The 19,143-nt window shown below is 31.4% G+C and carries 19 protein-coding genes; all 19 read left to right on the forward strand.

Translation table 11 applies throughout. From position 1 onward, the window contains the following. Positions 1–107: 107 nt before the first annotated feature. Entirely contained in the window at positions 108–362 is a 255-nt protein-coding gene (locus HMPREF0629_RS07310; protein WP_009222669.1) for a ferrichrome-binding periplasmic protein, read from the forward strand. A 91-nt stretch (positions 363–453) separates the two neighbouring features. After that, complete coding sequence (locus HMPREF0629_RS07315; RefSeq protein ID WP_009222670.1) at positions 454–1,653, forward strand: CapA family protein; 1,200 nt, start codon at positions 454–456, stop codon at positions 1,651–1,653. Then, complete coding sequence (locus tag HMPREF0629_RS07320; protein ID WP_009222671.1) at positions 1,646–2,662, forward strand: asparaginase; 1,017 nt, start codon at positions 1,646–1,648, stop codon at positions 2,660–2,662. Before HMPREF0629_RS07315 ends, HMPREF0629_RS07320 begins: the two co-directional genes overlap by 8 nt. A gap of 92 nt (positions 2,663–2,754) precedes the next feature. Next, complete coding sequence (locus HMPREF0629_RS07325) at positions 2,755–3,210, forward strand: CtsR family transcriptional regulator (RefSeq protein WP_009222672.1); 456 nt, start codon at positions 2,755–2,757, stop codon at positions 3,208–3,210. Positions 3,211–3,219: 9 nt separating this feature from the next. After that, positions 3,220–3,735, forward strand: coding sequence for a UvrB/UvrC motif-containing protein (locus tag HMPREF0629_RS07330; protein WP_009222673.1), 516 nt, complete (start codon positions 3,220–3,222; stop codon positions 3,733–3,735). Continuing rightward, positions 3,716–4,690, forward strand: a complete 975-nt coding sequence (locus HMPREF0629_RS07335; protein ID WP_009222674.1) for an ATP--guanido phosphotransferase — start codon at positions 3,716–3,718, stop codon at positions 4,688–4,690. The genes HMPREF0629_RS07330 and HMPREF0629_RS07335 overlap by 20 nt, the downstream gene beginning before the upstream one ends. Beyond that, positions 4,690–7,128, forward strand: a complete 2,439-nt coding sequence (locus tag HMPREF0629_RS07340; protein ID WP_009222675.1) for an ATP-dependent Clp protease ATP-binding subunit — start codon at positions 4,690–4,692, stop codon at positions 7,126–7,128. The genes HMPREF0629_RS07335 and HMPREF0629_RS07340 overlap by 1 nt, the downstream gene beginning before the upstream one ends. Beyond that, positions 7,100–8,464 (forward strand): DNA repair protein RadA, encoded by a 1,365-nt coding sequence (radA, locus tag HMPREF0629_RS07345; RefSeq protein WP_039856955.1) that lies wholly within the window; start codon positions 7,100–7,102, stop codon positions 8,462–8,464. Before HMPREF0629_RS07340 ends, radA begins: the two co-directional genes overlap by 29 nt. Positions 8,465–8,557: 93 nt before the next feature. Continuing rightward, the gene (locus tag HMPREF0629_RS07350) at positions 8,558–9,142 is read left to right on the forward strand and encodes a thymidine kinase (RefSeq protein ID WP_009222677.1); all 585 of its coding nucleotides are present in this window, start codon (positions 8,558–8,560) and stop codon (positions 9,140–9,142) included. A gap of 42 nt (positions 9,143–9,184) precedes the next feature. Then, complete coding sequence (locus HMPREF0629_RS07355; RefSeq protein ID WP_039856956.1) at positions 9,185–10,270, forward strand: carbohydrate kinase; 1,086 nt, start codon at positions 9,185–9,187, stop codon at positions 10,268–10,270. Continuing rightward, complete coding sequence (locus HMPREF0629_RS07360) at positions 10,260–11,186, forward strand: pseudouridine-5'-phosphate glycosidase (protein ID WP_009222679.1); 927 nt, start codon at positions 10,260–10,262, stop codon at positions 11,184–11,186. The genes HMPREF0629_RS07355 and HMPREF0629_RS07360 overlap by 11 nt, the downstream gene beginning before the upstream one ends. Beyond that, positions 11,164–11,685 (forward strand): acyl-CoA thioesterase, encoded by a 522-nt coding sequence (locus tag HMPREF0629_RS07365; protein WP_009222680.1) that lies wholly within the window; start codon positions 11,164–11,166, stop codon positions 11,683–11,685. Before HMPREF0629_RS07360 ends, HMPREF0629_RS07365 begins: the two co-directional genes overlap by 23 nt. 165 nt (positions 11,686–11,850) lie before the next feature. Continuing rightward, the gene (locus HMPREF0629_RS07370; RefSeq protein ID WP_050748008.1) at positions 11,851–13,359 is read left to right on the forward strand and encodes an S-layer homology domain-containing protein; all 1,509 of its coding nucleotides are present in this window, start codon (positions 11,851–11,853) and stop codon (positions 13,357–13,359) included. A 245-nt stretch (positions 13,360–13,604) separates the two neighbouring features. Further along, positions 13,605–13,904 (forward strand): DUF503 domain-containing protein, encoded by a 300-nt coding sequence (locus HMPREF0629_RS07375; protein WP_235043753.1) that lies wholly within the window; start codon positions 13,605–13,607, stop codon positions 13,902–13,904. A 6-nt stretch (positions 13,905–13,910) separates the two neighbouring features. Next, complete coding sequence (gene nth / locus HMPREF0629_RS07380; protein ID WP_009222683.1) at positions 13,911–14,555, forward strand: endonuclease III; 645 nt, start codon at positions 13,911–13,913, stop codon at positions 14,553–14,555. 3 nt (positions 14,556–14,558) lie between these two features. Next, a complete protein-coding gene (locus HMPREF0629_RS07385; protein ID WP_009222684.1) occupies positions 14,559–15,974 on the forward strand; it encodes a VanW family protein in 1,416 nt (471 codons plus the stop codon). A 225-nt stretch (positions 15,975–16,199) separates the two neighbouring features. Next, on the forward strand, positions 16,200–18,362 hold the full coding sequence (locus HMPREF0629_RS07390; RefSeq protein WP_009222685.1) for a DNA topoisomerase III: 2,163 nt from the start codon (positions 16,200–16,202) through the stop codon (positions 18,360–18,362). Then, the gene (locus HMPREF0629_RS07395; RefSeq protein WP_009222686.1) at positions 18,362–18,910 is read left to right on the forward strand and encodes a hypothetical protein; all 549 of its coding nucleotides are present in this window, start codon (positions 18,362–18,364) and stop codon (positions 18,908–18,910) included. The genes HMPREF0629_RS07390 and HMPREF0629_RS07395 overlap by 1 nt, the downstream gene beginning before the upstream one ends. Next, on the forward strand, positions 18,907–19,143 hold a 237-nt coding region (locus HMPREF0629_RS07400; protein ID WP_039856958.1), incomplete at its 3' end, for a S1-like domain-containing RNA-binding protein. The genes HMPREF0629_RS07395 and HMPREF0629_RS07400, both read left to right, overlap by 4 nt.

Here is a 19,143-nt window from a genome sequence, read left to right on the forward strand (position 1 = left end):
TTTAAATAATATAATATAAAGTTCTAAAACTTTTTACCATATCAACACATAATTTTCACACCATGAAACTATGATGTACACATATTAAATAGGAGGTATAGTTGAAGATGAAAAATTTAAACAAAATTCTTGCAGTAGGAACAATAGGTGTTATGATGTTCGGTTTAGTAGCTTGTGGACAAAAGAAAAATGAAGCTCCGGCAAATAATGCTCCGGCAAATGAAATGACAGAAGAAAAGGCTGAAAATGCTCCAGCAAATGAAATGATGGAAGAAAAGGCTGAAAACGCAACTGAAGAAAAAGCTGAAAATGCTCCAGCTGAAGAAGCTGCTGAAAATACAACTGAAGAAAAGAAGAACTAATTTAAATATTAAAAATGAGGAAGCCTTGGCTTCCTTTTTTTTATTCTATGTGATATGAATATTTAATGCTATAATAGTTTTGGTGATTTATATGAAAAAAATATTTTTTGTACTAAGTGCTATTTTAATTTTGATAGTCGGATTTGTTGTAGTTGATTATTCTACAAACGGAAACATAAGTGGCTTGAATTTTATTTCTAAAGAACCGGTTATTAAAAAAAATACTGTTAAGCAAAAAAACGTAGATGATAAGCCTGAAAAGAAAAGCGTTACTATTTTGGCAACAGGAGATATCATGTATCATCTTCCGCTATATATAAGAAATTTTGATGAGACTAAGAGAAAATATGATTTTTCCACATATTATGCAAAAATGAAAGAGTACATAGATTTATCAGATATAACTGTCGGAAATTTTGAGAGTACCGTGAATCCGAATAGGCGGATAAGCGGACATCCGATGTTTAACACGCCTAAGGAGGCACTTGAATATTTAAAAGAAATAGGTTTTGATGTTTTAAGTACGGTAAATAATCACTGCATAGATACTCATGCTGAAGGGATAGAAACAACTATTGATGAAATGGATAATGCGGGATTAAAGCATTTTGGGACATATAAGACAGCGGACAGACCGATGCTTGTGGTTGAAAAAAATGACATTAAGATTGGTTTTATAGGATATTCTGAAATTTTTAACGGACTTGAATCTTTAGTGCCTAAAGATAGAGCATATATGATTTCGCCGCTTGATGAAGAGCTTATAAAGGAAGATATAAGTAAGTTAAAAAGTCTTGGTGCAGATTTTATAATAGCGTATCCTCATTGGGGAGTAGAATATAGTAAAGAACCGTCAGAAGTGCAAAAATATTTTAATGATTATTTTTTAAATCTTGGAGTAGATGCAGTTTTGGGTTCACATCCTCATGTACTTCAACCTGTAAAAAATTCAAGTTATAACGGTAAAAAGACTTTTACTATTTTTTCTATGGGAAATTCTATTTCTAATCAGAGAATAAAGTGGCTACCTAAAGACGGTGTTGAGACCGGTGTTTTTGTGAAATTGTATATTGATAAAGAAAATGGCGTGACTTCTTTGACAAATGTGGAGCTTATTCCAACTTATGTAAATAGATATATAGATGAAAACGGCAAGCCGCAGTCAGAAGTTTTGGCATATAAAGATATAATAGACGGTGGAAAATATAGAGATACATTAGACGATGCTACGAAGGCTTTTGTAGATAAAAATTATAATTTACTTTCGGAGAGTTTAAGAGAATATGAATAGTGAAGAAAATATAAAGAAAATACTTTTAATTGCAACAGGTGGAACAATTGCATCTGAACAGACGGAATTTGGGTTAAGTCCAAAAATAAATCCTAAAGAATTTTTAAATCATATACCTCAGTCAAAAGAGCTTGCACAAATTGATGTAAAGCAGGTTATGAACATAGATTCAACAAATATAGAACCTCATCACTGGCTTATGATAGCAGATGTAATTAAGGATAATTATGAAGACTATGACGGTTTCATTATAACTCATGGTACTGATACTCTTGCATATAGTGCTGCAGCATTGTCATATCTTATACAAAATTCGACTAAGCCCATAATTTTGACAGGTTCTCAAAGACCTATAACAGATTTGATAACAGATGCTAAGAAAAATTTGCTTGATTCTATAAGGTTTGCAATAAGAGAACAGGCCAGGGGAGTTTATATTGTGTTTGATGGAAAAGCCATTATAGGAACAAGAGCAAAGAAGCTTCGCTCAAAGAGCTATTCCGCATTTGATTCAATAAACTATCCGGTAGCTGCATTTATAGATGGCAATAGAATTTTACAATATGTTGAAGATAGAGAATTTGATAAACAAACTGTTTTTTATGAAAAATTAAATTCAAAAGTATTTTTATTAAAGCTGACTCCGGGTGTTGAACCTGAAGTACTTGAATATATTTCAAAGCATTATGACGCAATTGTAATTGAGTCTTATGGTGTTGGAGGACTTCCATTTAATTCGGGCAAAAATTTTAATAAGGTACTTGAAAAGATAACTTCTGAGGGTAAAATAGTTGTCATTGCAACACAGGTTATGCTTGAAGGTTCAGATGCTACAACGTATGAGGTCGGATTTAGTATAATGAAAGATTATAATGTACTTGAGGCTTATGATATGACTGTTGAATCTGCAGTTACAAAGCTTATGTGGATACTCGGACAAACAAATAATTTTGAAAAGGTTAAAGAACTTTTCTATAAAAGTATAAATAGAGATTTGCTTAACAGCTAATACTTTACAAAAAAATATTTTAATGTTATTATTAATATATCATTAAAATATTTTTTTAATCTAAAAGACAAAGATGGTCAAAAGGTGATTTTATGGCAAAACTTTCAAATTCAATTGAAGACTTTATAATGTCTTTACTTGAAGAAACAGATGGCACATTGGAAATACAAAGAGCTTTAATAGCAGACAGATTTAATTGTGCACCATCTCAAATCAACTATGTTCTTACAACAAGATTTACTCCGTATAAGGGATACTATGTAGAATCAAGGCGTGGTGGCGGAGGATTTATAAGGATTGTAAGAGTTGAACTTAAAAATAAAAATTCATTAAACAAGTTGTTTTATGATGAAGTTGGAAATTCGATAACTAAGGACAAGGCGGATCAAATATTAAAAGAACTTGTCCGACTTGAATATATAACAGAGAGAGAAGAGGGAATTATTAAAGTTGCATTAAGCGACAGGGCTCTTGGAGATTGTCCGGATATAAAAAATGAAGTTAGAGCGAGTATTTTAAAGAATATACTTCTTGTGATATTCGGTTAGGAGGATATTATGCTTTGTGATAGCTGTGGAAAAAAAGAAGCGATTATTTCATATACAAAGATGATGGGAAATGATGTTGAAGAAGTACATTTATGTGCTGATTGTGCCGAAAAGAAAATGAGAGAAGATTTAGAATTTAATAGTGCAGTTACCGGAAAGATGGAAAATTTTTTAAAGGAAATTTTTAAACTTACAGGTAATTTAAATTCAGATATTGTAAAAAAGAAATGCAGTCATTGTGGAACGGGATTTAAAGAGCTTGAAAATAATGAGCTTGGATGCGAATGGTGTTATGATGAATTTGAAGATGAAATTAAAAGCATGCTTACAAGTCTTAAATCATCTTCAAAACACAAGGGAAAAATACCAAGAAGTGCAGGAGATAAAGTAGTATTTAAAAGAGAAGAGGATGAGCTTTTGAATAAATTGTCTGTTGCCATAGAACTTGAGGAATATGAAGAAGCTGCAAGACTTAGAGATGAGCTTAAGGCTTTAAGGGGGAAAAATGAGTATAATACTCTTTAGTGAAATAAGATTAGATAGAAATGTAAAGGGATATAACTTTCCGTCTACCATAAATAAAGACGAGGCATTAGAAATAACTGAAAAAGTTGAATATGCTATAAGAAATAGAAAATATAAAAAATTTTTGACTTCTGAAATGTCATCACTTGATAAGCTTAAGCATTTTGAAGAAAATGGAGCCGGAGATATTTTTAAACATGAAGATATAAGCTCAATATTTATTTCTGATGAAGATCCGGCTGTTATGGTAAATGGTACTAATCACATTAGTATATTTTCATCATCCGAAAAACTTGATTTAAAAAATTTATATGAAAGAGTATCCAGGATTGATGATTTGATTGATGCTAATGTTGATTATGCATATAGGGAAGATTTCGGATATCTGACTGCAAATCCCCAAATGTGTGGAACTGCAATGGATGTTACGATTTATTTTCATCTTCCCGCAACAGCATATTTTGGAATTTCATCTCTTGTTAGCAGCCTCAGCAAGCTTGGATATAAGGTAAGTACACTTAGCTCCGGAGCGGCGCAAAGTGTTGGTTCAATATATAAAATCTCACATGAAAGAGTAATAGGACTTGAAGAGATGGAATACATTGATAAACTACTTGGCATAGCTAGGGAAATAGTGGATATAGAAGAGCAAAATAGAAAGAAATTGTATTTGGATAAAATTATAGAACTTGAAGATATTGTAAATAGAGCAGTTGGAGTTTTAAGTCATTGCAGAATAATAAGTGAAGAAGAAATGATTAATAAGATGTCAGATTTATTTTTAGGTATGGAACTAAGTATTTTAAAACCTAAGAAAAATATGGAATTATTAAAAACGATTAATAGCTTAAAGAATGGACATTTACAAATTGAGAGAGGTTCACTGCTTGATGAAAAATCCCGTAACATTTTAAGGGCTAATAATATTAGAAAGATGATGAAGGAGGTCTTTTAGTGGATATATTTGGAAAATTTACAGAAAAAAGTCAAAAGGCCTTATTGTTTGCACAAACTGAGGCAAGAGAAGGAAGACGCAACTATGTAGGTTCAGAACATTTGTTACTTGGAATAATGAGAGTTGAAAATTCAAAAGGGGCAAAAATTTTGTCCAATTTGGGGCTTAATTATAATAGTTTAAAGTCTGCAATATATGAAGTTGTAACTATGGGTCAAGATGTCATAAGTTCAAATTTGATATATACACCGAGAACTAAGAGAATATTTGAACTTGCATTTGAAGCTGCAAAAGAAGATGAAAGTGAATTCGTAGGAACGGAACATCTGCTCATAGGAATTTTAAGAGAAGGTCAAGGAGTTGCAGCACTTGTTTTAAAGAGAATAGGAATAGATTCGGATGCTCTTGAGGAGAGTATTTTAAATATAGAAGATGAAGAAATTGACGAGAGAAATAAAAAAGAGTCAAGTCTTGAAAAATATACTCAAAATTTGAATAGCAGAGCGGAACAGGGAAAAATTGACAATATAGTTGGAAGAGAAAAGGAAATAGAGAGAATCATACAGGTTCTTTCGAGAAGAAGAAAGAATAATCCAGTTTTAATAGGTGATCCGGGAGTCGGTAAAACTGCAATTGTAGAAGGACTTGCACAAAAAATACAAAATAGAGAAGTTCCTGAAATTATTCAAGATAAAATTATAAGAACTCTTGATGTAAGCGGCCTTATTGCAGGAGCAAAATACAGAGGAGATTTTGAAGAAAGACTTAAATCTGTAATAGATGAAGCTATTAAGAGTGAAAATACAATTTTATTTATTGATGAACTTCATGTAATTATAGGAGCAGGAGCTGCAGAGGGTGCAATGGATGCATCCAATATATTAAAACCGATGCTTACAAGAGGCGAATTACAAATAATAGGTGCTACTACAATAGGAGAGTACAGAAAACAAATTGAAAAAGACCCTGCCTTTGAAAGAAGGCTTATGCCTATTATTATAGAAGAACCTACTGTTGAAGATTCAATAAAAATTTTAAAAGGGCTTAGAGAGGGTTATGAAAATCATCACAATGTAATTATAACTGATGATGCAATAGATGCAGCAGTAAAGCTTTCTGACAGATATTTAACTGATAGATTTTTACCGGATAAAGCCATAGATTTAATTGATGAAGCGGCATCTAAATTAAAAATTAGTGCATATAAGACGCCGGATTTTAAGTCTGAATATACAAGAGAATTAAATGATTTGACAAGACAAAAAAATATTGCAGTAGAAGCACAGGATTTTGAGCTTGCAGCTTCAATCAGAGATAAGGAAAAAGCATTAAAAAAGGAATATGAAAATAGAGAACAAGAATATAATTCTTCAAAGAAAAAAGATAGAGTAACATATGAAATTATTTCAAAAATAGTTTCTGATTGGAGTAAAGTGCCTGTTGTAAAGATGGATGAAAAGCAAAATAAAAAGCTGCTCCATCTTGAAGGAAATTTGAAAAAAAATGTAAAAGGACAAGATGATGCTATTGCTTCAGTTTCAAAGGCAATTAAAAGAGCGAGAATCGGACTTAAAGATCCGAATAAGCCGATAGGATCATTTATTTTTGTAGGACCTACAGGAGTTGGAAAGACATATCTTGCAAAAATGCTTGCTAAGGAATTATTCGGAAGTGAAGAAAATTTACTTAGAATCGATATGAGTGAATATATGGAAAAACATTCAGTGTCTAAACTTGTAGGTTCACCTCCGGGATATGTAGGTTATGATGAGCCTGGACAGCTTACCGATGCAGTAAGGACAAATCCGTATAGTGTTGTTCTATTTGATGAAATTGAAAAAGCGCATCCTGATGTTTTTAACATACTGTTGCAAATTTTAGATGATGGAAGGCTTACCGATTCTAAGGGAAGAACTGTGAGCTTTAAGGATACTTTAATAATAATGACATCCAATGCAGGAGCAAGTTTTCTGAAGAATAAAAGTTCAATAGGATTTTCTTCTGTCGACGGTACTATAAAAGAATATGAAAATATGAAGATGCTTATAAACAAGTCTTTGAAAGATGTATTTAAACCTGAATTTTTAAATAGAATTGATGAAATAATAGTATTTAGAGAACTTGGAGAAAAAGAAGTACAGAGTATAGTTAAAAATATGCTCGAAAAATTAGCTGAAAGATTATTTGAAATGGGAATAAGAGTAAAATTTACTCCGAGAGTTGTAAAATATATTTCTGATATTGGATTTGACACGGAATTTGGGGCAAGACCGCTTGAGAGAGCAATTAGAACCAATATTGAAGATGAACTTGCTCAGAAAATACTTGAAGGAAAAATTAAAGAGGGAAATAAAATAGAAATAGGCTTTAACAAAAAACTTACAATAAAAAAATTAAGTGGGGTTAGAGATGAAAAAAAAGAACAAGTTCAAGTGTAAAAAGTGTGGCTATATATCATCAGGTTATTTTGGAAAATGTCCTGAATGTGGAGATTGGAATACATTTGAGGAAATAATTGAAGTAGATGAAAAAAAGATAAATGCTAAAGCGACAGAAAAAAGTACGTCAGCTAAAAAATTGAAAGAAATAGAAAGCATAACTTCATTTAGAATACAAAGCACTATAGAGGAATTTAACAGAGTTATGGGAGGCGGAATTGTTAGAGATTCTGTATCCATAATAACAGCAAAACCGGGTGCGGGAAAATCTACACTTCTCTTGCAGGTTGCAAATGATATGGCAAAGCAGGGTTTTAAAGTTTTATATGCTTCGGGAGAAGAGTCTGAAAGTCAAATAAAAAACAGAGCTAACAGAGTCGTAGATTTTATTTCAGAAAATATATATGTGTATTCTGATAATACGATGGATAATGTACTTGAAGAAATAGAAAAAACAGACCCTGATTTTATAATAATAGATTCAATTCAGACTTTTGTATTAAGAGATATACCTTCAAGACCTTCAACGCCTACTCAAATTATGGAGTGTGCATATAAAATGGTAGAGATTGCAAAAAATCCTCTTAGACCTAGAGTTGTATTTTTGGTAGGTCAAATGACTAAGGAGGATGAACTTGCAGGTGTTAGAGCTCTTGAGCATTTAGTAGATACAGTTTTGCTTATAGAAAATGAGAGTAATGAAGAGTTAAGAGGACTACTTGCTACTAAAAATAGATATGGTTCAACAGGGGAAATGGGATTTTTTTTGATGACAGAAAAAGGTCTTGAGTCACTTGATAATCCGTCAGAGTATTTTATGACATATAGAAAAGAGGGGACAGAACTTCCCGGTTCGGCACTTAGCGTAATAAGGGAAGGAACAAGACCTATAATCCTTGAAATTGAAGCGCTTAGCTCTCAAAGTTTTTTACCGTATCCATCACGTGTGGGAGAATGTCTAAATAGAGAGCATCTTAGTACATTGATTTCAATTTTGGAGCAGAGAGCAGGGTTAAGACTCATGGACAAAAATATAGTAGTAAAGACTACAGGAGGAATAAAGTTGAAAGAGCCTGCGGTGAATTTGGCGGTAATGATGAGTATTTATTCATCGCTTAAAAATGTTGCAATAGATACACAAACTGTTTTTATTTCAGATGTTGGACTTACAGGTGAATTAAAGAGCGTTCCTTCAATTGAAATAAGACTTAAAGAGGCGGAACGAATGGGATTTAAGAGAGCATTTATACCTCCGGTTAAAACTGAATTTGAAAATGTGAAGAATTTAAAAATTTATAAATGCAAGACAATTTCAGATGTGATAGAAAAAATTTAGTAGGATACTTAAATTTAAGTATCCTAATTTTATTTTTTATGTGTTTTAATCTGTAATGGTGTTATAATTATTTTATATTATAAGGAGGTAATTATGCATCAATATAAGGGTAGATTAATTGTTCACACAGGTTCAATGTTTAGCGGAAAGACATCAAGTCTTGAAAGAGAAATGAAAAGATTTGCAATAGCCGGATATAAGACAGTTGCATTTAAACCATCTATTGATACGAGAGCGGATAGAGAAAAAATTGTAACTCATGATAATACATATCTTTCTGCAGTAATGGTAAATAACATATTTGAGCTTGTTAAGTATGTAAGTAAAAGTGATTTTGAAGTTGTCGGTATAGATGAAGTACAATTTTTAGGCGGAGAAGTAGAAGAAATATTAAAAGAGATAAATGAACTTTTAAACTCCGGAAAAACTGTTGTAGTTGCAGGACTTGATATGGATTATACTTCAAAGCCTTTTGAAATTGTAAAAGAGCTTATGTCGAGGAGCGACTATTTAAATAAGCATCATGCAGTGTGTACAGTATGCGGTGCCGATGCATGGGTTTCTCATAGAAAGACAAAAAGTGATGAGAGAATTGTAATAGGCGCAACTGAAGAATATGAACCGCTCTGTAGAAATTGTTATAATGAAATTTTGAAAAAAGAACTTGACGAAAAATAATTAAAAGTTTATAATCTAAACAAAGTTTTAGAGGTGATTTATTTGACTCCAAGAGAAAATGAAATAATGCAGCTCATTAAAAAAAATCCTGCGATATCACAACAGAAGATAGCTGATTTATTAAATATTAAAAGATCTTCAGTTGCAGCACACATAAAAAATCTTTCAAGTCAAGGCTATATATTGGGAAGACAGTATGTGCTTAGAGATGAGCCGTATGTTGTTGTAATCGGAGGGGCTAATGTAGACATAGTAGGCTATTCTGATTTTAAATTGATAAAAAATGATTCAAATCCCGGAAGGATTATTCAATCAACAGGCGGGGTTGGAAGAAATATTGCTGAAAATATCTCAAGGCTGAATGTGAGAACTTCGATTATTTCTGTAATAGGAGATGATGACAAGGGCAGGTTTATTTTAAACGAGCTCAATTCACTTGGAATTGAATCTGATAGTATTTTTGTAATGCATGATTGTAATACATCTGTATATCTTGCCATATTAGATGAAAATAGAGATATGGATATTGCAATTAATGATATGGAAATAATAAATAAATTGACTCCGGAGCTTATTGAAAAAAAACAGAGAATGATTGAAAATGCGATTTGCTGTATTGTAGATACAAATCTTACAAGAGAAACCCTTGAATTTCTATTTAAAAATATAAATCAAAAATATTTTGTAGATTGTGTGTCTGTAAATAAAGCGGAAAAGCTTGAAGGATTATTAAATAATGTTTATTTTTTAAAAGCGAATAAATATGAGGCTGAATTTTTAAGTAAAGTGAAAATAGACAGCCTTGAAGATGCAAAAAAATCTGCTAAAAAAATAATTGAGCAGGGAGTAAACTCTGTTGTAATAACCATGGGTGATGAAGGAAGTTTGTATGCTGATGAAAAAGATATGTTGCATGTAAGTTCAAATACTATGGATATTGTAAATGCCTCGGGGGCTGGAGATGCTTTTATGGCAGGCTATGTTTATTCCTATATAAAAGATTATAAGCTTACAGAAAGAATGAAATTTGCAACTGCATCAAGTAGAATAGCACTTATGTCTGAAAAGACAAACAGCGAAAAATTTACTGTTAAAAATATAGAGGGGGAAGTTAAGAATGTTAAGTAGAGAAATGATGAAGAAGTATATGGTTATAAGTCCTGAAGTTCAAGATGCAATGGATAACGGATATCCGATTGTTGCACTTGAATCAACAATAATATCACATGGAATGCCATATCCTCAAAATTTAGAAACAGCACTTGCTTGTGAGAGAATAGTAAGGGAAAATGGAGCAATTCCTGCAACAACAGCAATAATAAATGGAAAAATTAGAGTTGGGTTAAGTGAAGAAGAACTTAAATTTATGGCTACATCAAAGGATATTATAAAATGCTCCAGAAGAGATTATCCATATATTATAGCTAATAAATTAAATGGAGCTACTACAGTAGCAACATCAATTATAACTGCTTCCCTTGCAGGAATTAAGTTGCTTGTAACCGGCGGAATAGGAGGAGTACACAGAGGAGCTGAAGAAACATTTGATATTTCAAGAGATTTACAGGAGCTTGCAGGAACAGACATAGTAGTTGTATGTGCAGGTGCAAAATCTATACTTGATATCGGACTTACTCTTGAATATTTAGAAACATTCGGAGTTCCGGTACTCGGATATAAAACAGATGATATGCCTGCTTTTTATACAAGAAAATCAGGATATAAATTAGATTATAAAATGGACAGCGTAGCTGAAATTGCAAATACGGCAAGTACAAAATGGGAGCTTAAACTTTCAGGAGGAGTACTTGTAGCAAATCCTATTCCGGAAGAAGATGCAATGGATGAAAATTTGATTAACAGTGCGATAGAATCTGCTTTAAAAGAAGCTAAAGAAAAGGGAATAACTGGAAAAGAAACAACTCCTTTCTTACTTGGAAAAGTACTTGAAGTTACAAGTGGAAAATCTTTGGTTTCAAATATTGCTTTGGTTGAAAATAATGCAAAGGTAGGAGCGCAAATTGCAAGAGAACTTTACAGATAGTGTTAAGAAAACTTCATATAGCAGAGCTTTTTTTACTCACGCTACACTTCCCACTGATTTAAATGAGGGAGGTACAGTTTATGGAGCAAGACTTCTTGAGTGGGCGGACAATCTTGCAGGTGTAGTTGCAATAAAACATAGAAGAGGCAGTGTTACAACAGCATCTTTTGACAGTTTTGATTTTTTAAATCCTATAAGGCTTGGAGATTTTATATTTGGAGAGGCATATATTTCAGGTGTTGGTGCTAAATCAATGGAAATATTTGTAAAATTTATAGGAGAAAATTCTGTAACAGGGGATAGATATTTAGCAGCAATGGCTTTTATAACATATGCTGCATTAGATTTGAAAGACGGAGAAACACTTCCTAAGATAGAGGGAGAAACAGAAGATGAGATAAGATTTATTGCAGATTACGAAAAGCGAAGAGCAAAAATTAAGGAGCGAAGAGAAAGAAATAAAGATTTAGAAAGCAGAATAGATTTATATGCAATATAACTATTATAAGACATCATTTAAAGAGTGGTGTCTTTTTTTATTAGTAAAATTTGAAATTATATAAATAAAATAGTTTCAATTAATCGATTTTTTGGTATAATATAAAAAAGAAAAGTTTTAATTATAGTACTTTTTAATACTAAAATATAAGGAGGAGTGATAAATATGAAGAGAACTAAAGTATTTTATTTGACAGTTGCAGTTACGCTGAGCTTTATGATAATTTCACAAAGTGTCTTTGCAAAAGCTATGTCATTTACAGATGTACCAACCAGTGCATGGTATTATAATGATGTAAATTTAGCATATGAAAAAGGTCTGATAAACGGAAGAAGTGAAAAGATTTTTGCACCTGACGAAAATATGACTTATGCAGAGGCGGTAAAGCTTGCAGCGTGTATGCATCAAAAGGCAACTATGGGAAGTGTAACACTTACAAATGGAAATCCATGGTATCAAACCTATGTAGATTATGCTAAGAATAATGGGATAATTTCAGGTGAATTAGCGTGGATGTCCAGTGCAACAAGAGCAGGATATATGGCAATTTTTGCAAAAGCGCTTCCTGCAAGTGAGATGACAGAAATAAATACAATAGCAGATGGAAGTATTCCTGATGTGCCGATGACAATGACAAATGCAGCAGAAATTTATAAGTTGTATAAGGTTGGAATTGTTCAAGGAGTAGATGTATTACACAATTGCAGTCCTAACTCAAATATTAAGAGAAGTGAAGTAGCTGCTATACTTTCAAGAATGATGGATAAGAGTAAGAGATTAACATTTTCTATGTCAGGCACAAATAAAGAATTTGAAATAACAAAACAACCTACAGATCAAACTATAAGTTTTGAAAGTTGGGCAACATTTGAAATTCAAGCCAAAGGAGAAGGGTTAACATATCAATGGGAAGGTCTAAATAATAATGAATTTGTAAAATTAAATGATTCTTCAGAAATTTCAGGTAGCAATACAAGCATACTTAGATTAAAGGGAGTTGCTAATTTTAACGGCGTAAAAGGGCGTTGCGTTGTAAAAGACAAAAATGGCAACACTCTTATATCTCAGGTGGTAAGTTTAACCGTTACAGGAATTTCAAACACAAAACCGGTTATTCTTGTAGAGCCTTCGGATATCAGTGCGAAGATTGGAGATACTGTATATGTTGAAGTAGTTGCAACAGGAGAAGGCTTGACATATCAATGGGAAGGACAAATGCCCGGATATTCTTTTTCAAGTTTACAAGGCTTATCGGGAATTAGCGGAATAAATACAAATAGACTTGGAGTAGTAGTCAGTGAGGCTCTTGCCGGAGCAAAGTGTCGTTGTATAATAAAAGACAAAAACGGCAATACTGTGATAACAAGAGAGGCTTTATTAACTGTACAGCCAATTCCTCTAAAGATTACAAAACAACCTGTGGGACAGAGCGGAAGTGCAGGGAGCAGTTGGACTTTATCTGTTGAAGCTGAGGGAGTTGGGTTAACATACCAATGGTATTCTATGGTTCTTATGAATTATCCGGAACCTATTGACGGAGCTGTTTATAGTTCATATACTACCAGTTTGCCAATTATATCAAGGAGATATTATTGTATAGTAAAAGATAAATTCGGCAATACAGTTAAGTCAGATACAGTAACTTTAAGCGGAACTAATGTTGTTTATCCATGAAAAAACAAAAGGCTATTCTTAAATTTTAGAGTAGCCTTTTATTTTTTGAAATTTAATTATGGATACTAATATATCTCATATACTAAAATTTAAAGTTGAAATTAAAAATACCGACAATTATATAAATATTTTTATAAAATGTATCTTCGATGTTTGACAAAGTATATTTGTGGGGATAGTATACTATAATTGAATAAATTTTAGAGATTGTATGGGGAAAAAAGTTAGTTTGAATTTTATACTTTGTGTTATATAATAAAATTATGGTTGTGGGAACATGTAAAATAAAACTTAGACTCTTTTCACCTAACAGTCTAAAGGAAAAGAGAAAGATTATAAAATCCTTGATTGAAAGACTAAAGAATAAATTTAATATTTCCATAGCTGAAGTGGAGGATAATGATTTATGGCAAAGCTCTGTTATTGGGATAGCGGTAGTTTCAAATGACAGTATCTTTGCAGATGAAGTTATCAATAAGGTTTTAAACTTTATTGAAAATTTTAATGATGTGGAAATTATTGAATGCGACATTGAAATGTTGTAGGTGAATATGAGAAAATTATTAACTAAAAAAGAAGCAGAGCAGGTACTTGATGTATTAGAGATATGTTATCCTGATGCACATTGTGAGTTAGAGCATAATTCACCGTTTGAACTGCTTGTGTCAACTATTCTTTCAGCACAATGTACCGATGTGAGAGTTAATTCTGTTACACGAGATATGTATAAAAAATATAATACTCCTTTAGATTTTATTGAACTTGGAATTTTTGGAATAGAAGAAATTATTAAGCCTTGCGGTTTTTATAGAAATAAAGCGAAGAATATTTTAATGACATCTAAAAAAATCGTTGAGGAATTTGACGGGCAAGTTCCAAAAACGATAGAGGAGCTTATGTCACTTCCCGGTGTAGGGAAAAAGACGGCTAATGTGGTAGCGTCTACTTGTTTTGGAGTGCCGGCGATAGCGGTTGATACTCACGTATTTAGGCTTGCAAATAGAATAGGATTTGTAGATGAGAAAGATGTTTTAGAAACTGAAAAAGCTCTGCAGAAAAAAATTGAAAAAAACAGATGGACAAGAGCACATCATCTTTTAATTTTTCACGGTAGAAGAATATGTAAAGCAAGAAATCCTATTTGTGAAGAATGTAAAATTTCAAGTTATTGTAAATATTTTAAAAGGGAGAAATAAGTAATGCACTTTAGTAACAAGAGAGTGATATCAGTAGTATTAGCTGTTGTATTACTTGGAATTGCAATTATTTATTATAGTAATGAATCAAAAAGCGAAAAAATACATCGTGGTATAAAGATATCTAATATAGATGTATCAGAGCTATCAGTTGAAGATGCAATATTAAAAATTACATCAACCAAGGAAGAAGAAAATAAAGATGCTAAATTAAAATTTTCAACTGAAGAAATGAATTATTTTATACCATATAAGGACTTGGGCTACACACTTGATGTTGAAACAGCAGTTAAAGAAGCTTACTTGATAGGCAGGAGTAATTCTATAATAAAAAATTTTTTTGATATTATATACACATCGATCGTTCATAAGAATATTGAATTGTCGGAGAGCTTCAGTGTTGAAAAAGTAGATGCCACAATTAATTTTTTGGTTGAAAAGGTATATAAAAAACCTAAGAATGCTGAAATATCATATAGTGCTGAAAATGGATTCAATCTTTCTAAAGAGGAACAGGGTTCATATTTAGATTCAAAAAAATTAAAGGAATTAATATTTCATGATATTGATAAAAAAGAAGATATACAGCTTCCAATTTTAAAATCTGAACCGACTGTATATATAAAGCAGTTTGAAGGTATAGATGGACTTCTATCTGAATTTTCAACAGATTATTCAAAATCGGAAGATAACAGAAAAGATAACATTGCATTAGGTGCAAGTCACTTTAATGATTTCATATTAAAATCGGGAGAAGAGGTTTCATTTAATAATGTTGTTGGAGACATAAGTTTATTAACGGGATTTAAAGATGCGGGAATTATAATTAACGGAGAGTTTGATAGAGGTGTTGGCGGAGGAATATGTCAAGTATCAACCACATTATATAATGCACTTATAAGGGCAGATTTGGATATTGTTGAGAGATATAATCATACAAGACCTATTTCATATGTACCGCTTGGAACAGATGCGGCAGTTTCTCAAGGATATAAAGATTTAAAGTTTAGAAATAACTTAAATCATAATATATATTTCAAGGCATTTGCAGACGGCAATGAGCTTAAATTTCAAATATTCGGAAATAAAGCGGATCGAGACTATCAAGTTGAAATTGAACCTAAGTTACTTGCAGTTACTGAACCTAATGTAATTATACAGTATTCGGATGCAATAGAAGAAGGTAAAGAGGAAGTGAAAAAACCGGGTGCAAAGGGATACAGTTATGTCACTTATAAAAATATAATTAAAGATGGACAAATTGTAGAAACTCAAAAAATATCAAGCTCAAATTACATCGCACAGGATAAAGTAGTAGTAATAGGTGAAGGTGATCCTGATGTGATAAGAGAGAAAAAAGAAAGAGAAAAGAAAAATTACAATAAAGAAAAAACAAATAAAAAAACAAATAATGATTAGGAAGTAAATATGTATTTTCTATTTTCATAAAATTTGGATAGAAAGTATATTTATTACTCATAATTTAATCGGAATGATAATATAATTTATGCATACTAATAGAGATACATTTTGTATCTCTATTTTGTTGTACATTCTTGAGAATTACATAACTTAAAATAAATATACCTTTAGTAATTCAACTCTATATGATAAAATATTCTAAGCTAAAAGAGAGGTAATAATATGAAAAAACAACTTATTCTTGCAGAAAAACCGTCTGTAGGGAGAGATATTGCAAGAGTTTTAAATGTAACTAAAAAGAATAACGGATATTTTGAATCGAATAATAAGATAGTAACATGGGCACTTGGACATTTAGTGACACTTTCAACACCGGAAGAATATGATAAGAGATATGAAAAGTGGAATTTAGAAGATCTTCCGATAATTCCAAACAAAATGAAACTATCTGTAATAAAAAGTTCAAGGGCACAATTTAATGTAGTCAAAGAGCTTATCAACAGAAAAGATATTGATGAAATTGTAATAGCAACCGATGCGGGGAGAGAAGGAGAACTTGTTGCAAGGCTAATTCTCACAATGTCAGGATCTAAGAAGAATTTAAAGAGGCTTTGGATTTCTTCTGTAACTGATAAGGCGATTAAAGAAGGCTTTGCGAATTTAAAACCGGCTGAAAAATATCACAATTTATACTTGTCTGCTCTATCAAGAGCCCAAGCGGATTGGCTTGTTGGAATTAACGGATCTCGTGCATTAACGATGAAGTACAATGCAAGATTGTCATGCGGTCGAGTTCAAACTCCTACTCTTAATTTAATAAAAATGAGAGAAGATGAGATTACCTCTTTTGTCGGAAAAGATTATTTTAAACTCAAATTGATTGTAAATAAAATGACATTCAACTATATTGATGATAATAATTCAATGACAATATATGAGGAAGATAAAGTAAATAAAATATTAAATGATGTTAAAGGCGGCAGCATAAGAATTGATGATATTGAGGAAAAATTAAAGAAAAAGTATCCTAAAGAATTATATGACCTTACTAATTTACAAAGAGATGCTAATGTCAGATATGGATATTCAGCTAAGCAAACACTTGATATAATGCAAAATTTATATGAGAAACATAAAATTTTAACATATCCTCGTACGGATTCAAGGTACTTAACAGAAGATATCGTTCCTACAATTTCAGAACGTCTTAAATCTATGAATACCGGCAGTTACAGAAAATATATAAACGAAATATTAACGGGAAAAATCAATGCATCAAAAAATTTTGTAGATGATTCTAAAGTTAGTGATCACCATGCAATAATTCCTACAGAACAACCTCTTAGGATTGATGAATTAGATGACAAAGAAATAAAAATTTATGACCTTGTTGCAAAAAGATTTTTGTCGAATTTGATGAAACCATATGAATATAAAGAAATAAAAATTTATGCAAGTAGTTCAGGACATAAATTTGTTGCAAGGGGAACTATAGATATTAATCCGGGATATAAAGCTATTGACAGTTTTGAAGATGATGAAGAAGAAAATCAAAAATTATATGAAATTAAAAAAGGGGATATATTGAAGATTTCTGATATAAAAAAATCATCTCAAAAAACATCTCCTCCTGCATATTTTACGGAAGGTTCACTTCTTTTGGCTATGGAAAATCCTCAAAAATTTGTAAAAAATATAAGCTCCCAAAAAGCATCTACACTTAAAGAAACCGGAGGAATAGGAACAGTTGCAACAAGAGGAGATATAATTGAAAAGCTTTACAACACTGATTTAATTGAGAATAACGGAAATTATTTGAGAACAACATCAAAAGGAAGGCAGCTTCTTGAACTTGTACCTAATAAATTAAAGAGTCCGGAGCTAACTGCGGATTGGGAGTTGAAACTTAAGAATATTGAGTCGGGAAAACTAAAAGATGAAAATTTCTTAAAAGAGATAAAAGAATTTTCAATTGCAAATATTGAAGAAATAAAAAACAGCAATTACCAATATAAACACGAAAATCTAACAAATATAAAATGTGAATTATGCGGCAAATTAATGCTTAAAGTAAATAGAAAAGATAAAGAGCTTTTAATTTGTCAAGATACAAATTGCGGAAACAGAAAAACATTGAGTATTATAACAAATGTTAGATGCCCAAATTGCCATAAGAAACTAAAACTATTGATGGATAATAAAAATTATATTTGTGAAACTTGTGGATATAGAGAATCGAAGGACAATATGGATAAAAAATTTGCTGAAAATAAAAACAAGATGAAGAAATCTGAAGTTAAGAGATATTTAAGTAAACAGTCGGATGATGAAATTAATAATTCACTGGCAGCAAAGCTTAGCGGTTTGAAATTTGGTGAGAAGTAATGAACGTGTTTAAAAGAAAAGAGAATAGAGAAAAAAGCATATATGATGAGATTTTAGATTTTGAGGAAAGCGGACAAAAAGGAAGTATATGTTTAAATTCTTATTTTGTAGAGAAATCGTCAGATTTCAGTATTGATGAACTAAAGACAGCATTACTTGATTATTATGAGAGAGAAAATAAAGCGGTAGAAAAATTCTGTAACTATTTTCAATATCATAGAGCGGAAGATATAATTAGAAAATTCGAGAATTATATTTTTTCTATGGAAGTTTTTAATGAACAAAAACTTGTGGGAATGTCAATTTTACTTATGAGAGATACAAGATCCATAGAAGCTATGAAGTTTGGGATAATGCTATCAGAGTTTTATTCTCTTGAAAATGTTAGAGCTGCAATAAAAATAATAACAGATTTAGGTGCATATGAGGAATTTACGGAAATTAGTCTTAAAGCATTAAAACAAGTAAATTTTTATCCTGTTTTAAGAGATAATATACAAAGACGCGGTAATGAAAAAGTAAAAGAAATTGTGAGGAATATGGAATGAAACTTGGAAGATGTGAACTTGAAGTAAAAAAAGTATTGAAGAAAGAAATTATTCTTACGAATGGTAAAGAAGATATAAAGTTAAAAGAGTTTGATGACAAGTTGAAAGTCGGAGAAAAATTAAACGTATTTATATATGACAGTTCAAAGGATAATAGAGTAGCGACAATTCAAAAAACATTGTTAGATGTGGGAGAAGTTGCAAAATTAAAAATTGCAGACAAGACAAAATTT

It is taken from the genome of Peptoniphilus sp. oral taxon 386 str. F0131, assembly GCF_000090945.1.
In the GTDB taxonomy this organism is placed as follows: Bacteria; Bacillota; Clostridia; order Tissierellales; family Peptoniphilaceae; genus Anaerosphaera; species Anaerosphaera mikwangii.

Bases quoted from the DNA above. Each gene is read 5' to 3' on its own strand.
- HMPREF0629_RS07310 (WP_009222669.1), top strand. From the start codon at position 108: ATGAAAAATTTAAACAAAATTCTTGCAGTAGGAACAATAGGTGTTATG.
- HMPREF0629_RS07315 (WP_009222670.1), top strand. From the start codon at position 454: ATGAAAAAAATATTTTTTGTACTAAGTGCTATTTTAATTTTGATAGTC.
- HMPREF0629_RS07320 (WP_009222671.1), top strand. From the start codon at position 1,646: ATGAATAGTGAAGAAAATATAAAGAAAATACTTTTAATTGCAACAGGT.
- HMPREF0629_RS07325 (WP_009222672.1), top strand. From the start codon at position 2,755: ATGGCAAAACTTTCAAATTCAATTGAAGACTTTATAATGTCTTTACTT.
- HMPREF0629_RS07330 (WP_009222673.1), top strand. From the start codon at position 3,220: ATGCTTTGTGATAGCTGTGGAAAAAAAGAAGCGATTATTTCATATACA.
- HMPREF0629_RS07335 (WP_009222674.1), top strand. From the start codon at position 3,716: ATGAGTATAATACTCTTTAGTGAAATAAGATTAGATAGAAATGTAAAG.
- radA (WP_039856955.1), top strand. From the start codon at position 7,100: ATGAAAAAAAAGAACAAGTTCAAGTGTAAAAAGTGTGGCTATATATCA.
- HMPREF0629_RS07350 (WP_009222677.1), top strand. From the start codon at position 8,558: ATGCATCAATATAAGGGTAGATTAATTGTTCACACAGGTTCAATGTTT.
- HMPREF0629_RS07360 (WP_009222679.1), top strand. From the start codon at position 10,260: ATGTTAAGTAGAGAAATGATGAAGAAGTATATGGTTATAAGTCCTGAA.
- HMPREF0629_RS07370 (WP_050748008.1), top strand. From the start codon at position 11,851: ATGAAGAGAACTAAAGTATTTTATTTGACAGTTGCAGTTACGCTGAGC.
- nth (WP_009222683.1), top strand. From the start codon at position 13,911: ATGAGAAAATTATTAACTAAAAAAGAAGCAGAGCAGGTACTTGATGTA.
- HMPREF0629_RS07385 (WP_009222684.1), top strand. From the start codon at position 14,559: ATGCACTTTAGTAACAAGAGAGTGATATCAGTAGTATTAGCTGTTGTA.
- HMPREF0629_RS07390 (WP_009222685.1), top strand. From the start codon at position 16,200: ATGAAAAAACAACTTATTCTTGCAGAAAAACCGTCTGTAGGGAGAGAT.
- HMPREF0629_RS07395 (WP_009222686.1), top strand. From the start codon at position 18,362: ATGAACGTGTTTAAAAGAAAAGAGAATAGAGAAAAAAGCATATATGAT.